The sequence below is a fragment of the Xanthomonas sp. NCPPB 3761 genome (assembly GCF_041475705.2).
In the GTDB taxonomy this organism is placed as follows: domain Bacteria; phylum Pseudomonadota; class Gammaproteobacteria; order Xanthomonadales; family Xanthomonadaceae; genus Xanthomonas; species Xanthomonas phaseoli.
Genome location: NZ_CM191262.1, coordinates 3938058 through 3952971, shown reverse-complemented (window position 1 = coordinate 3952971; position 14914 = coordinate 3938058). Strand labels below are relative to the sequence as shown.

The 14914-nt window shown below is 65.4% G+C and carries 10 protein-coding genes; 4 read left to right on the top strand and 6 right to left on the bottom strand.

The window, feature by feature from the left end; genetic code table 11:
* Positions 1-140 precede the first annotated feature (140 nt).
* A complete protein-coding gene (locus tag ACCQ00_RS17085) occupies positions 141-2060 on the bottom strand; it encodes an alpha-amylase family glycosyl hydrolase (RefSeq protein ID WP_372353992.1) in 1920 nt (639 codons plus the stop codon).
* Between the two features lie 34 nt (positions 2061-2094).
* On the bottom strand, positions 2095-4548 hold the full coding sequence (locus ACCQ00_RS17080; RefSeq protein WP_039572583.1) for a TonB-dependent receptor domain-containing protein: 2454 nt from the start codon (positions 4546-4548) through the stop codon (positions 2095-2097).
* Between the two features lie 267 nt (positions 4549-4815).
* Between ACCQ00_RS17080 and ACCQ00_RS17075 the strand changes: the two genes are divergently transcribed.
* Positions 4816-6141: an MFS transporter gene (locus ACCQ00_RS17075; protein WP_039572585.1), complete on the top strand. Its 1326-nt coding sequence runs from the start codon at positions 4816-4818 to the stop codon at positions 6139-6141.
* Positions 6142-6412: 271 nt separating this feature from the next.
* Here ACCQ00_RS17075 and ACCQ00_RS17070 read toward each other — a convergent pair whose 3' ends face one another.
* The 4 genes from ACCQ00_RS17070 to ACCQ00_RS17055 all read right to left on the bottom strand — a co-directional run bounded on the left by ACCQ00_RS17070 (position 6413) and on the right by ACCQ00_RS17055 (position 11264).
* The gene (locus ACCQ00_RS17070; RefSeq protein WP_017157501.1) at positions 6413-7444 is read right to left on the bottom strand and encodes a LacI family DNA-binding transcriptional regulator; all 1032 of its coding nucleotides are present in this window, start codon (positions 7442-7444) and stop codon (positions 6413-6415) included.
* A 210-nt stretch (positions 7445-7654) separates the two neighbouring features.
* Positions 7655-8395, bottom strand: a complete 741-nt coding sequence (gene phbB, locus ACCQ00_RS17065; RefSeq protein WP_039572588.1) for an acetoacetyl-CoA reductase — start codon at positions 8393-8395, stop codon at positions 7655-7657.
* Between the two features lie 120 nt (positions 8396-8515).
* Entirely contained in the window at positions 8516-9844 is a 1329-nt protein-coding gene (locus ACCQ00_RS17060; protein ID WP_017159492.1) for a CitMHS family transporter, read from the bottom strand.
* Between the two features lie 226 nt (positions 9845-10070).
* Complete coding sequence (locus tag ACCQ00_RS17055) at positions 10071-11264, bottom strand: OprO/OprP family phosphate-selective porin (protein WP_039572591.1); 1194 nt, start codon at positions 11262-11264, stop codon at positions 10071-10073.
* A 278-nt stretch (positions 11265-11542) separates the two neighbouring features.
* Between ACCQ00_RS17055 and ACCQ00_RS17050 the strand changes: the two genes are divergently transcribed.
* The 3 genes from ACCQ00_RS17050 to ACCQ00_RS17040 are packed head-to-tail and all read left to right on the top strand — an operon-like array spanning position 11543 to position 14686.
* Positions 11543-12244: a response regulator gene (locus tag ACCQ00_RS17050; protein WP_039572596.1), complete on the top strand. Its 702-nt coding sequence runs from the start codon at positions 11543-11545 to the stop codon at positions 12242-12244.
* The gene (locus tag ACCQ00_RS17045) at positions 12237-13622 is read left to right on the top strand and encodes a sensor histidine kinase (RefSeq protein WP_039572599.1); all 1386 of its coding nucleotides are present in this window, start codon (positions 12237-12239) and stop codon (positions 13620-13622) included. The genes ACCQ00_RS17050 and ACCQ00_RS17045 overlap by 8 nt, the downstream gene beginning before the upstream one ends.
* Positions 13623-13636: 14 nt before the next feature.
* Positions 13637-14686 carry an ABC transporter substrate-binding protein gene (locus ACCQ00_RS17040; protein ID WP_039572601.1) on the top strand — a complete coding sequence of 350 codons (1050 nt, stop codon included), beginning with the start codon at positions 13637-13639 and terminating at the stop codon, positions 14684-14686.
* Positions 14687-14914 lie beyond the last annotated feature (228 nt).

Here is a 14914-nt window from a genome sequence, read left to right as displayed (position 1 = left end):
TTTACGGCACAGCCCGCGCTCCGCTGGTGCGCGGGCTGTGCTGCACTTGCACTAGCAAAGGGGCAGCGAAGTGGCTTCAAGCGACGGTGCGGCTCATTAAACGCCCGGCAATCTGCTGCTCACGCCGATCGAGTGCATGTTCAGTTCCCACGCTGCAGCCAACGCACGCCATAAGCCGGAAGCACGATCGATCCATCGTCGCTCGCGGCTGCGCCATCGACCGCGTCATCGATCGCCAGCAATGTCCATCCATCGATGCCGGTTGCCGCAAGCTCCACGTCGAGCGACTGGTCGCTGAAGTTGTGCAAGGCGATAAAGCTGTCGCCGCGCGTCAACGCGAACACGCGAGAGTCATTCAACGCAATGCTGCCCAGCGCCTGATCTGCCGCCAGCGCGGTGAGCGCGGCACGTTGCCGGATCAATCCACGCAAACGCCGGTACACCGTGCCACTCAGGCTCTTGGCATCGTGACGCTGGGCGGCACGCTGCCAATCCATCGCCGGCCGATGCAGCCAACGGCCTTCATGCCGGCGCTGCGGATCGTCGCGATAGCCGGGGTCATTGACCATGGCCAATTCGTCGCCCATGTAGATCAGCGGCACACCTGGCATGGCAAGCGCAATGGCATACAGCAGCACCAGCCGGTCCACTGCAACGGCCAAAGCAGCAGCATCGCCTGCCTCCTGAGCGGACTGGATGCCCGCCAACGCAGCTGCCATGCCATTGGTGCCATGCACGCCGTCGCCGCTGCTCTGGAAACTCTCGCCGCGCGCGTAACTGCCCGGCACCGCGTTTGCATAGAAGCGCGCCACATCGCGCAGCGAAAACGGCGGTTGCGCGGCATTGCCGGAGGCTTCGTGCTGCAGCACATTCCAGCCAATATCGTCATGGCACCGCACATAGCTCAGCCACGCACAGTTGCGCGGCAGCGGTGGGCTGTGCGCGATCACGTTGTGCAGGATGTCGCCGCGTTGCAGCGCCAGTGCCGACCAGCCGGCCGCCATCAAGGTGCTGTGATACGCCAGGTGGCATTCGTGGCCCTGGTCCGTGCCGCTACCGAAGTACGGTGGCAGTTGCGTCATCGGCACGATGGCTTCGGCCTTCATCACCACCGCCGGTGCGACGATATCGGTCACCGCACGCAGCGCCACCAGCAGGGTGTGCGCTTCGGGCTGGTTCATGCAATCGGTGCCGAGGCGCTTCCACAAGTAAGCCGTGGAGTCCAGGCGGAAAGCTTCCACGCCCAGGTTGGCCAGCTGCAGCATCGCCAGGGCCATGTCGCCGAAGACCGCCGGGTTGCTCCAGTTCAAATCCCACTGATACGGATAGAACGTGGTCCACATCCATGAAGCGGCATCGTCCACCCAGGTGAAGTTGCCGGGCGCGGTGTGCGGAAACACTTGCCCCAGCGTGACTTCGTACCGGTCGGGCAAGATGCGGTCGGCAAAGTGATGGTAGTAGTCGAGATAACGCGCGTCGCCGGCGCGAGCCGCCCGTGCCCAGGCGTGATCGTCGGCGGTGTGATTGAGCACGAAGTCCGCGCACAGGCTGATGCCGGCGTCGCGCAGGCGCGTGGTGAGCGCGACCAAGTCGTCGTTGCTCCCCAGGCTGGGTTCCACCTGGCCGTAATCGCTGACAGCAAAGCCGCCATCGTTGTCGCCAGCGCGTGCGCGCAGGAACGGCAGCAGATGCAGGTAGCGCACGCCCAGTTCCTGCAGATAAGGCACGTGTTCGGCCACGCCTTGCAGCGTGCCGGCGAAGCGGTCTGCGTAGGCGCTGTAGCCGAGCATGTCTTGTTCGCCGAACCAACCGGCGTGCCGGGTGCTGTCGAGCGTTTGCAAGGCTTGCGTGCGTTGCCGGGCGATAGTGCCTACCTCGCCCAGCCACTGCGCCAACCACGACGCATAGTCGGCACGCTGGCCGTAGAGCGCGTCCAGGGCATCCAGCAAACGCGACGCGTGCTGGTCGTAGCGCGACAACAGCACCTCGGCGCGTTGCGGGTCCAGCGGCGCGGCAAAGGCCGCGCGCATTGTGGCGGTATCGATCGGGCAGGTGCTCATTGGAAGCCGCCGGGCAGGGCCCGGCGCGGGGTCCTTAAAAGTCGTAACGCAGGCTGATGCTGGTGGTACGGCCGGCAATCGAACGCGCACGGATGATTCCATTGGCCGGAATGGTCGCTTCTTCTGCTTCGGTCAGGCCAAAGGTGTTGAACAGGTTGTTGACGTTGAGCGCCACGGTGAGCGCATCGGTGATGCGGTAGTCGCCGAACAGGTTCACCTGCGTGTAGCCGGGCATCTTCAACTGATTGGCGTCCTGCGTGTAGGCGTCGGTGGTGCCGATCAGGTTGACGCCGAACTGGTAGCTGTCGCCACGGTAGCTGGGCGTGAGCTGCCACACCACATCGGCCTGCCGACGCGGCACGTTGCCGGCATTTTCCGGGGTGATCTGATCCCGCGAGATTTCTGCATCGGTCCAGGTCAGGCCGCCGTTGAGGGTGAACCCTTCATGGCGATAGCTGGCTTCCAGTTCCACGCCGTGCGCTTCATAGCTGCGATTGAAGAAACGCTGGCTGGTGATTTCGAAGTTCTGCTCCTGGGTACGTGCCGAGAACGCAGTAGCGAACAGGCTCAGCCCGTCGCGGCGCCACTTCAGGCCGGCTTCGGCCTGGCGCACCACATTGACGCCTTCCTCGGAGGACACCGAACCGTCGTCGCGCACCACACCGAACAACAGCCGGTCTGCGTTGGCGCGTGCGCCGCGGCTGATACGCGCAAACGCGCCCAGGTCGTCGGTGATGAGGTAGTTGCCGCCCAGCGAGTACGACAGGTAATTCCAGTCGTAGTCCACCGGGCGCGAATTGGCGGTGTCCACCGTGGCCACGCGCTGTTCCACCGGCTGGATCACGCCATCGCCGTTGACGTCCAGGTTCTGAGCGATGGCAGTGCCGTTGTAGCTGCCGCGCGCGTCGCCCATGTCGTAGCGCAGGCTGCCGTCGATGCTGAACTTGCCGCTGTCGAAGGTCAGCGCAACGTAGGGTGCGTTGACGTCGTAGCGCACGTCGTAGCTGCGGGTGACGCAGCAGTCGCCCCAGAACGGCGTGCCGTAGGCGTACAGGCCGTTCTGCGAGCGCGACATGCCCGTCGCATCCACCACGTTGAGCAAGCGCGAATTGCGGCCCAGACTCTGCACGTACGAGTTCCAGGTCCAGTCCATGTCGATGGTCTGGCGCGAGCTGTAATAGCCCATGCGCAGGTTCAGCGTACGCCCGTCACCGCCGAACTCGCGCGAGACGCTGAGGTCGTTGGTGACGTTGCCCAGGTCGTTGATGGCCACGTTGAACAGGTGCGTGCGGATCGCAGTGCCGGTATAGGTCTGGCCGGCGTCGGGGCCGCTGGCCTGCACCAGCTGCGCGCCGGCACCGCCGATGGAAGCGGCCAGCGACGCGGCGTCGGTGACTTCGGCCGGGAACGGGCTGACGAAGCGGCCGCTATTGTCGGCGACGCGGAACTTCTCGCTCAGGTTCCAGCCATTGCCCAGGTCGAACCAGGCTTCGGCACCGATGGTGCGCGAGATGGGGTGCATGCCGTCGCCCAGATCGGTGCGGCGCGGCTGGTTGTTGCCGTCCAGGCCCACGTCGGTTCGGAAATTGCGGCTGTACAAGGTGTCGTTGCCGGGATCGAAACCGGGAAAGCCGCCCAGGTCTGGCGAGCCATCGCGGCCGCGCACCGAGGTGGGTACCGGCAGGTAGCCAGCGGCGCGGTCGTTGAGGTATTTGCCGTACAGGCGCACGTAGCCGTTCTCGAACAGGCGGGTGAGGTTGGCCTTGAGTTGGCCGCCCTTGTCGGTGGTGTAACCGGCATCGCGCACGCCATCGCCCTGGCGGAAGAAGCCGCCGATGTTGAACTGCCACTGCTCGGCGAACGGTGCGCCGTAATTGAAATCGATGCGGGTGTTGTCGTAGTCCAGGCCGCGGCTGACGCCGACGCTGCCGCCTGCGGTGTCGCCGGTTTTGCTGATGAAGTTGATGATGCCGCCGGGCGCATTGCTGGTGAAGGTGGACGCCGAGCCGCCGCGGATGGCTTCGATGCGGTCCAGGGTGAAATCCGAACGCAGGAAGATGTCCGAGTTGCCGAAGGCGATATCGCCGAACTCCATCACCGGCAAGCCGTCTTCCTGCAGCTGCAGGAATTTCGCGCCGCCGGAGGCCACCGGCAAGCCACGCACGGCGATGTTGGCATTTCCTTCGCCACCGCTGGACTCGGAGCGGATACCGGGAATGTTGCGGAAAATTTCTGCGGTGCTGCGCGGCGCCGATTGCTCGATGGCCTCGGCACCGACGGTGCTGACCGAGACGCTGGACTTGAGTTTGGTGGTGGCGGTGGACGTACCGGTGACGAACACCGAATCCAGGTTGACCGCGGCGCTGTCGGCAGCCGGCGGCGTGGCCGGCACAGCGGCGGCGTCCTGGGCCAGCGCGGCGGGCGCGCACAGGCAGGACACGACCGCGCAGGCCAGAGCATGCAGGCGCATGGTGTGCAGGGTGGACATTGCGATTCTCTCTCTCACAGGTGGTGGTGTGCCGACGCCTGCATCGTCCCCTCCCAGGGAGTGGCCATGTGTGGCCTGCAGTGCGAGCGCAGTAATACGCTGCAATACAATCGATTGCAATCTTGCGGCGCAGCATAAATTGCAATCTTCGTAAGCTTTATTTCAGAAAGGCACTGTGTTGCGACGCAGCTTTACAATCGATTGCAAAGGCGGCAAGTTACAGTGCGCTGCGGCCAGTGGGAGCCGCACCGATGCCCAGGGCCTTGCATGTCGTCGACCGTTCCTCCGCTCTCCTTTGTACGCATCCTGGCGCTCAATGCCGGGTTCTTTGGCGTGCAATACAGCTTCGGGCTGCAGCAGAGCAACATGAGCCCGATTTACAACTACCTGGGCGCCGACCACGCCAACCTGCCGTACCTGTGGCTGGCCGGGCCAATCACCGGCCTGGTGCTGCAGCCGTTCGTTGGCGCCTGGAGCGATCGCTCGGTGACGCGGTGGGGCCGGCGCATGCCGTACATGGTGCTGGGCGCGCTGGTGTGCAGCCTGTGTCTGCTGGCGATGCCGTTCAGTACCGCGCTGTGGATGGCAGTGTGCCTGCTGTGGGTGCTGGATGCGGCCAACAATGTGGCGATGGAGCCTTACCGTGCACTGGTGAGCGACGTACTGGCGCCGCCGCAGCGGCCGCTGGGTTATCTGACGCAGAGCGCATTTACCGGCCTTGCGCAGACGCTGGCCTACCTGACGCCGCCGTTGCTGGTGTGGCTGGGCATGAACCAGGATGCTGCCAACGCGCACCACATCCCTTACGTCACCATTGCCGCGTTCGTGATCGGCGCGGGCTTTTCAGCAGGCTCGATCCTGCTCACCGCGCGCAGCGTGCGCGAGCCGGCGATCGCGCCGGCAGAGATCGCGCGCATCCGCCAGAGTGGCGCTGGGCTGGGCGCGACCGTGCGCGAAATCGGCAGCGCGCTGCGCCAGATGCCGCCCACCATGCGCCAGTTGGCGCCGGTGATGTTGTTTCAGTGGTACGCGATCTTTTGCTACTGGCAATACATCGTGCTGTCGCTGTCGACCACGTTGTTCGGCACCACCGACCCCACCTCGCATGGGTTTCGCGAGGCCGGCCTAGTCAATGGGCAGATCGGCGGGTTCTACAATTTCGTCGCGTTTCTGGCGGCGTTTGCGATGGTGCCGGTGGTGCGTCGCTTCGGTCCCAAGTACACGCATGCGGCCTGCCTGGTCGCCGCCGGTATCGGCATGTGGCTGCTGCCTGGCATCGAAAATCGCTGGCTGATGTTGCTGCCGATGATCGGCATTGGCCTGGCCTGGGCCAGCATGATGGGCAACCCTTACCTGATGCTGGCCGACAGCATCCCGCCCGAGCGCACTGGCGTGTACATGGGCTTGTTCAACCTGTTCATCGTGCTGCCGATGCTGATCCAGATCGTCACTTTGCCGCTGTATTACGAGCATGTGCTGCATGGCGACCCGCGCAACGTGGTCCGCCTGGCCGGCGCGCTGATGCTGGCAGCGGCAGCGGCGATGCTGTGCGTGCGCGTCCGCAAGCCGAAAGTGATCCTGACAGATTCTTAGCAATACCTAGCTGACATCGCCGGCTGCCGAAGATGCGAGACGTGCATGCCTGCCGGGTTGCCGAGTACGGTGGAGCCACTGGCCGCCTGCTCCCCTCATCCGCCCTTCGGGCACCTTCTCCCGCAGGCGGGAGAAGGACGCGGACTGCCGGCTGGTATCTCCGAATCCGCAATCCGCAATCCGCAGTCCGCAATCCCGAATCCGCAGTCCGCAATCCCGAATCCCGAATCCCGAATCCCCAATCCCCAATCCCCAATCCCCAATCCCCGCTTCACGCCGACTCGCGCACCACCAGCTTCACCGGCATTTCAACCGATTGCACCTGCTCGCCTGCAATCAGCGCCAGCAGCCGGTCTACCAACAGCCGCGCAGCCAGGCCCAGATCCTGCTGCACGGTGGTCAGCGGCGGTTGGCTATAGGCGGCCAGCGGGATGTCGTCGAAGCCCACCAGCGAGATGTCCTGTGGCACGCGGTGGCCGGCCTCGACCAGGGCACGGATGGCACCCACGGCGATCACATCGGAGGCGGCGAACAAGCCATCGGGCGGGTCGGCTTTCTTGAGCATCGCGCGGGTGAGGCGGTAGGCATCTTCGCTGACGAAATGGCTGCGCGCGTGCAGCCGCGTATCGAATTCCAGCCCGTGCCGTTCCAGCGTGTGGCGATAGCCGGCAAACCTTGGCGCCACCTCCGGCAACTGGTCATCGCCCAGAAAGGCGATGCGCTGGCGGCCGCTGGCGATGAGATGTTCGGTGGCGAGCACGCCGCCCTGGAAATTGTCGCTGCCCACGCTGATGTACGACTGCCCATCGATGCGGCTGCCCCATACCGCCATCGGCAGGCCGTCGCGTGCGGCTGCATCCAGCGCGGCGTGTTCGAAACTTTGTCCCAGCACGATGACGCCGTCGGAGCGGCTGCCGCGCGCAAGTTGTTCCACCCAGCCATCCTGATGCCGGTCCAGCTTGGAGAGCAGCATGCTGTAGCCGCGTCCGGTGAGCTCTTCGGCCAGCAGCGCCAGCATGGTCATCAGGAACGGGTCGGAAAGCGGCTGATCCAGCGCATGCATCATCGGCACCGCCACGCTCACGGTGTTGGAGCGTTTGGCGCGCAGGCTGCGTGCCACCGGGTCGACCTGGTAGCCGGCATCGGCCGCAATCTGCTTGATGTAGGCGCGGGTGCGTTCGGCCACGACCGGGCTGCCGGCCAGGGCCCGCGACACAGTGGATTCGGATACGCCCGCCATCCGCGCGATGTCGGCCATCTGCGGACGGGCAGTGAGCGTGGTGCGGTCTGAAGGTTTGGCCATGGCAGCGCGCTGCGGAAAAGCCAGAGTGTAATCAGTTCGCACTAGAGGCGGGTTGTCCGCGCGGTGGCGGCTGCTTGTGCACGCGGGCAGGGCGCACACGCGCACGAATCTCCTAGCCTTGTGGGCGCTCCCGTAGATCGGGCGCCGGACGTGCAGGGGAGGCGGGCAGCGGGGCATCGGCAGTGCGCGGTGACAGTGTGGTGCGCCCGCTCAACCCATGTAGAGCCCGCCGTTGACCGCGTAGTCGGCACCGGTGACATACGCGGCATCGTCAGACGCCAACCAGGCGCACAGGCCGGCCACTTCGACCGGTTTGCCGAGCCGGCGCACCGGCACCGAGGTGGCCAGGCGATCGAGCACATCCGGCGGAAAACTGCTGATCGAGGCGCTGGCGATATAGCCGGGCGAGATGGTGTTGACGGTGACCCCGCGCGAGGCGACCTCTTGCGCCAACGCGCGACTGAAGCCATGCATGGCCGCCTTGGCGGTGGCGAAGTTGATCTGACCGATCTGGCCCTTGTGCGCGCTGACCGAGCCGATATTGACGATGCGTCCCCATCCGCGCGAGGTCATGCCATCGACCACCTGCTTGGTGATGTTGAACAACGAATGCAGGTTGCTGGCGATCACCGCATTCCAGTCGTCGCGGCTCATCTGCCGGAACAAGGTGTCGCGGCTACCGCCGGCATTGTTGACCAGCACATCGATCTCGCCGACTTCGGCCTTGACCTTGGCGAACGCAGCCACGGTGGATTCCCAATCGGCGGCATTGCCTTCGGATGCCACGAAATCGAAGCCCAACTCGCGTTGCTCGCGCAACCACGACGCCTTGCGCGGCGAATTGGGTCCGCAACCGGCAACCACGGTGTGCCCGCTGCGCGCCAGCTTCTGGCAGATCGCGGTGCCGACACTGCCCATGCCACTGGTGACGTATGCGATGCGGAGAGTCATTTCGTAACTCCTTCGGAGTTGGGATTCGGGATTGGGGATGAGGGGATTCGTAACAGCGGGTATTGGTTCGCTCTGGCTTTGGCGAATCCCCAATCCCGAATGCCGAATCCCGGCGCGCGGCTAGCGCGCTAACGGAAACAAGCCAAACAACAATCCGCCGCCCAGCATCAACAGCGAAATCAGCACCGCCCACTTGAGCGTGAAGCGTTGATGGTCGGCGAAATCGACCTTGGCCAGGCCGACCAGAAGATAGGTCGATGGCACCAGGGGGCTGAGCAGGTGCACCGGCTGGCCGGCGAGCGAGGCGCGGGCCATTTCCACCGGGGTGATGCCGTAATGACTGGCGGCTTCGGACAGGATCGGCAGCACGCCGAAATAGAACGCGTCGTTGGACATGAAAAACGTAAACGGCATGCTGACGATCGCCGTGATCACCGCCAGATACGGGCCCCAGCTGTCGGGAATGACGGCCAGAAAACTGCGCGACATCGCTTCGACCATGCCGGTGTTGGACAGGATGCCGGTGAAGATGCCGGCGGCGAAGATCAGCGACACCACCGACAGCACATTGCCGGCGTGATTGACCAGGCGGCGGCGCTGCTCGGCCAGGTTGGGGTAGTTGATCATCAGCGCCAGCGCGAAGCCGATCATGAACAGCACCGGCATCGGCAGCACGCCCTTCACCAGCGCGCCCATCAAGACCAACGTCAACAGCAGATTCACCCACAGCAGCTTGGGCCGCTTCATGTCCTCGGTGTCTTCCACGCGCGGCAGTGCGTCGTTGTCTTCGGGGATGCTGGTGTCCAGCCAGTTGCCGTCCGCCGGCAGGCGCACCACGCCCAGGCGGCGACGCTCGCGCATGCCCAGATACCAGGCCAGCGTGAGAATGCCGGCGATCGCCAACACCATGGCCGGCACCAACGGCACGAACACATCGGCCGGATCCACATGCAGCGCGGTAGCGGCACGCGCGGTGGGGCCGCCCCACGGGGTCAGGTTCATCACGCCGCTGGCGAGGATGGTGACGCAGGTCAGGTTGAGCGCGTTCATGCCCAGGCGCTGGTACAGCGGCAACATCGCAGAGACGGTGATCATGTAGGTGGTCGAGCCGTCGCCGTCGAGCGAGATCAGCAGCGCCAGGATCGCCGTACCCATCACGATCTTCAGCGGATCGCCCTTGACCAGGCGCAGGATGCGGCCGACCAGCGGATCGAACAGCCCGGCATCGATCATCACCCCGAAATACAGGATGGCGAACATCAGCATCACGCCGGTGGGCGCGATCTTCTTGATGCCTTCGAGCATCATGTCGTTGATGCCGGTGCCGAAGCCGCCCAGCAACGCGAACACGATCGGCACCGTGATCAGAGCCACCAGCGGCGACAACCGCTTGCTCATGATCAGGTACATGAAGGTGATCACCATTCCGAAACCGAGCGCGGTCAGCATGCGGGCAAATCCTTTGAGGCGTACAGCAAGGGGAGAGTGGAGCTCAGGAGTGCGCAGGATGCGCAGCGCCGACGATGCAGGTGCGCGGTTGCTGCGGAAGGCACGCGAGCTAGTGCAAGCGCGGCGCTGCGCGCGGGTATGGCCAGGTAGCGGCGCGCAGCACCGAGATGCGCGAACGGCGTGCGCACCTCGGTCGTTCCGATTGCCGACACGATGCAGTTGCGCATCAGAAGTCGTACTGGAAGCGGCCGGTTACCGCCAGCGTGTGGTCGACCACCGCATCCATGGTGCGGTCGCGGTTGCGGCTATCGATCACGTTGAGCATCACGCGCAGGTTCGGCTTGAAGTACCAGTTTCCGCCCAGCGTCCACGACTGCGTGCTGGCGTTGATGAAGTCCGGTTGCCCGTCCAGATGCTGGTTGCCACGCATGTAGTCGTAGCGCAATGCCAGCTCGAGCGCACCGGAGGGGCGGTTGGGCGTGGCGATGCGGCTGAAGCGGCCGGTCTTGCGGTCGTAGCCGCGCGATTCGCCGGTGACGAACCAGCTGACCAACCCATAGCTGGCCAACACCTTGGCGTGCTGCGCGCCATCGTCGAGCAGGCCGCCGCTGAATTCGCTCTGCCACGACCACGGGCCGAGCACTTCGGCGTATTCCAGCGACCATTTGTCGAAATCGGTGTCGCGGCCATCGGCAAAGCGCGCCAGGGTGATGCGGCTATTGTTGGCCAGATCGTTTTCCGGACGAGGGCGGATCAGCAGCGACGAAGCGCCCCCGCTGCCCGGATGCGAATAGCGCTCGTGCGCCAGCGAGATACCCAGGTGGCGCAAGCGTGCCTCGCCCATCTCCGGGGCGTAGGTCAGGCGCGTGCCGAGCGCGCCGCCCTTGGTCGAGGAATTGTCGATGCTTTCCAGGCTGTAGGCGGACGTGGACCAGGTCGCATCCGGGCGATTGGTCTGCCAGGAAATGGCCTTGCGGTAGATCGGCGCCAGCGTGGTCGAGGCGTAGCCGCGTTCCAGGAACGGGCCGTAGTTGGAGCCGGTGCGATCGTCCAGCGAGAAGTACTGCTTGAACTGGCCAACGGTCAGCGTGCCGGCCGAAAATTTCTTGGCGATATAGACATCGCGCGCCAGGATGCCGCGGCTGCCCGGTTCGTATTGCAGGCCGGCGAAATCTGCCTCGGCCTTGTAATTGAACCCGTAGAACTTGCCCGACACATCCAGCCACACGCGGCGGAACTGGGTGTCGTTGGGCTCGCGCGCACCGCGGTCGTCGTTGTCGAACACGGTGAAGTCCCAATGCACGCGCCCGCCCACTTCGGCAGTGACCGGGCCGGCCTCGTCGGCGGCATGTGCCGCCGGTGCCAGGCAGATCGCCGCGCAGGCGCCGAAGGCACGCAAACGCAAGGTGTCGTTGCTCACAGACCCTCCCAGGTACATGTGTGAATCACGTTTGGCGATGCGCCGCACAACCGCCGCGGCGTGTTGGCAGCAGCCTAGTCCGGCGAAGCTGTCATGGACCTGTCAGTGCGTGGGAATGGGAAATCGGGAATGGGGAATCGCAACAGCGGGATTCCGGCAACGGGTGCCTAGGTGTAGAAGCTTTTGTTCTCCGGGCCTGTTACCTTCCGGCCGCGACCAACCGCCGTTCCGATTCCCCATTCCCTATTCCCCAATCCCCATTCACGAATCCCTGCCACATGCGCCTTCTCCTAGTCGAAGACAACGCCGACCTCGCCGATGCGATCGTGCGGCGCATGCGCCGTAGCGGGCATGCGGTGGATTGGCAGGCCGATGGATTGGCGGCGGCGAGTGTGCTGCGGTATCAGAGCTTCGACCTGGTGGTGCTGGATATCGGATTGCCCAAACTCGATGGGCTGCGGGTGCTGGCCGGCATGCGCGAGCGGGGCGACACCACGCCGGTGCTGATGCTGACCGCGCGCGATGGCATCGAAGACCGCGTGCAGGCACTGGACGTCGGTGCCGACGATTACCTGGGCAAGCCGTTCGACTTCCGCGAGTTCGAAGCGCGTTGCCGGGTATTGCTGCGGCGCAGTCGTGGCCAGGCCAGCGAGGTGGTGCAGATCGGCGGATTCGTCTTCGACAATGCTGCGCATGCGCTGCTGCTGGATGGCGTGCCCATCGAGTTGCCCAATCGCGAATATCGCCTGTTCGAAATCCTGATCGGACGGCTCGGGCAGGTGGTGGGCAAGGACGAGATCGGCAACGGCTTGTTCGGCTTCGACGATGACGCCGGGCCCAATGCGATCGAGCTGTATGTCGGCCGGCTGCGGCGCAAACTGGCCGCCGCGCCGTTGCGTATCGTCACCGTGCGCGGTGCCGGTTACAAACTCGAAGAAGCCGACCCGCATGCGCCGGTGGAGCCGGGCGTCGATGGCTGAGCCGCTGGCAGTGGCACCGTCGATCCGGCGCACCTTGCTGCTGTATCTGGGCAGCCTGTCGCTGCTGGGTGCGGTGGTGCTGTTCTTTGCCGCACGCGATTACGGCGAGCGGGCGGCCAATCGGTCCTACGATCACCTGCTGGTGTCCTCGGCCCTGTCGATCATCGACAGCGTGGCGTTGGTCGGCGGCGACTGGCAGGTGGATCTGCCGTATGCCTCGCTGGATCTGCTCGGCATGGCACCGGAGGACCGCGTGTTCTATCGCGTGTTCGATGCACAGGGCCGCACCATCACCGGCGAAGACACGCTGCCGCTGCCGCCGCGTGCGCCCCGCGACGAGCGGCCACTGTTGTTCGATGCGCAGTACAGCGGCGAGCCGGTGCGCTTTGCGGTGGTGATGCATCGGGTGGCCTCGGCCTCGGGGCAGGGCGAGGTGCGCGTGCAGGTGGGCCAGACCCGGCGCGCACGCGATGCGGTGGCGCGCGATGTGGTGCTCAACGCCTTGGTGGCGATCGGCGTACTGTCGTTGCTGGCGCTGGGCCTGGTCTGGCTGGGTGTCTACCGCGCGTTGCGGCCGCTGCAGCGTATCGAGCGCGATCTGTCGCGACGCGAACCCTCCGACCTCAAGCCGCTGAACGTGCCGGCGCCGCAGGAAATGCAGTTGATGGTGAGCGCGCTCAACCGGTTCATGGCGCGGCTATCGTCCAGTAACGAAACCCTGCGCGCGTTCATGGCCGAGGCCGCGCACCAGATGCGCACGCCGCTGGCGGCCTTGCGCGCGCAGGCGCAGCTGGCGATGGACGACGACGACCCGCACGAGATGCAACGCAGTTTGGTGGCGATCGAGCGCAACGCCAGCCACATGAGCCGCTTGCTCAATCAGTTGCTCAGCGATGCCAGCGCGATCCATCGCGCCAACCTGCAGCGATTTGCCACCGTGGATCTGGCCGACGTATTGCATCAGGCCCTGTACGAAGCACTGCCGCGCAGCCCAGGCGCACCGCGCGTGCAGCTGGCGATCGACCCGAAGCCGGCGCTGCTGCGTGGTGATGCACTGCTCCTGCGCGAGGCGCTGAAAAACCTGATCGACAACGCCTGCAAATACGGGGCCGGCGGCCCGCTGCAGGTGGCGCTCACCAGCGACGGCAACCATCACGTGCTGACCATCGCCGATCATGGCCCCGGCATTCCGCCTGCCGAAGCCGAGCGGGTGTTCGAGCGTTTCGTACGCGGGGCGGATGCGCCGGCCGGCGGCGCCGGGCTGGGGTTGGCCATCGTCAAGCGCGTGGTGGAAGCGCATGGTGGGCGCATCGATCTGGCCAACCGCATCGGTGGCGGCTTGATCGCCTCGCTGCATTTTCCCGGAGGAGGCGCATGATGCGGCGGAGATGGATGCTGGCGACGTGGATACTGGTAGTGCTGCTGGTTCATGGCACCGCCTGCGCGGCGCCAGGCGATGTGCGTCGCTTTCCTGCACAGGGCCCGGTGCGTGTGCAGCTGCGCGTGCAGGGCTCCACCGACCTGGAAGTGTTCGGTGCAGTCATCCGCGACTATCAAAGGTTGCACCCGGGCACCGAGGTGATCTACGAAGATGTCATCGCCTGGGACATCTACGACCGTTATCTGCATCCAAGCCATGGCGCACCTGCTGCAGACATGCTGATCAGCGCGAGCATGGACCTGCAGACAAAACTGGTGAACGACGGCCATGCGTTGACGCATCGCTCCGCACAGACCGAAGCCTTGCCGGCATGGGCGCAATGGCGGCATGAAGTGTTCGGCATCAGCTACGAGCCGGTGGCCATCGTCTACAACACACGCAAGCTGGATGCCGCCCGCGTGCCGCGCACGCGCCGGCAATTGCTGGCGTTGTTGCGCGCGCCCGATGCACCGCTGCGCGGCAAGGTCGGCACCTACGATGTCGAACGCAGCGGCGTGGGGTATCTGTTCGCGACCCAGGACGGCCAAGTGGGCAGTATCGCCGGGGCGCTGCTCGCGGCGCTGGGGGCCAACCGGGTGGTGCTGGAAGAGCGCACCGGCAGCCTGCTCGATCGCGTCAGCCGTGGCGAGCTGTTGCTGGCCTATAACGTGCTTGGCTCCTACGCACAGGCCCGCATCGATGCGGGCGCGCCGCTGGGCATCGTGCAGCCGCAGGACTACACGCTGGTGGCGTTGCGCACGGCAGTGATCCCCAAGACGGCGCCGCATGCGCCGGAGGCGCGCCGGTTTCTCGACTATCTGCTCTCGCCGCGCGGCCAGCAGGTGCTGTCGCGCGAGGCGCGGCTAATGCCGATCCTGCCGGCGGCCGGTGGGCGTGGCGGTTCGGCGCAGCCGCCGTTCCGCCCGATCCCGCTCGGTCCCGGTCTGCTGGTGTATCTGGACAAGCTCAAACGCCGCCAGTTCCTGGATGCCTGGCGGGCAAGCACGCAGCCGCCGCGCTAGCGCGTGTTGTGCGCTTTGAGGTGAGATGCGTTGGCCGTCGGCGAAGCGGGTGCTGCGTGGCGCCGACTTGACTGGCGCCAAGGTAAGCCGCGCGGCGGCCGCTCCGTGCCGCTGGCGGGCCAACCCTGGCGGAAGCGCCCTGTGGCGCGCCGAGACCGCGTTGCGCGCCTTGCCCAAGCGGCCAGCCTGGGCAAGGCGCACGCCTTGTCTGGGCGCGCCACAGGACGC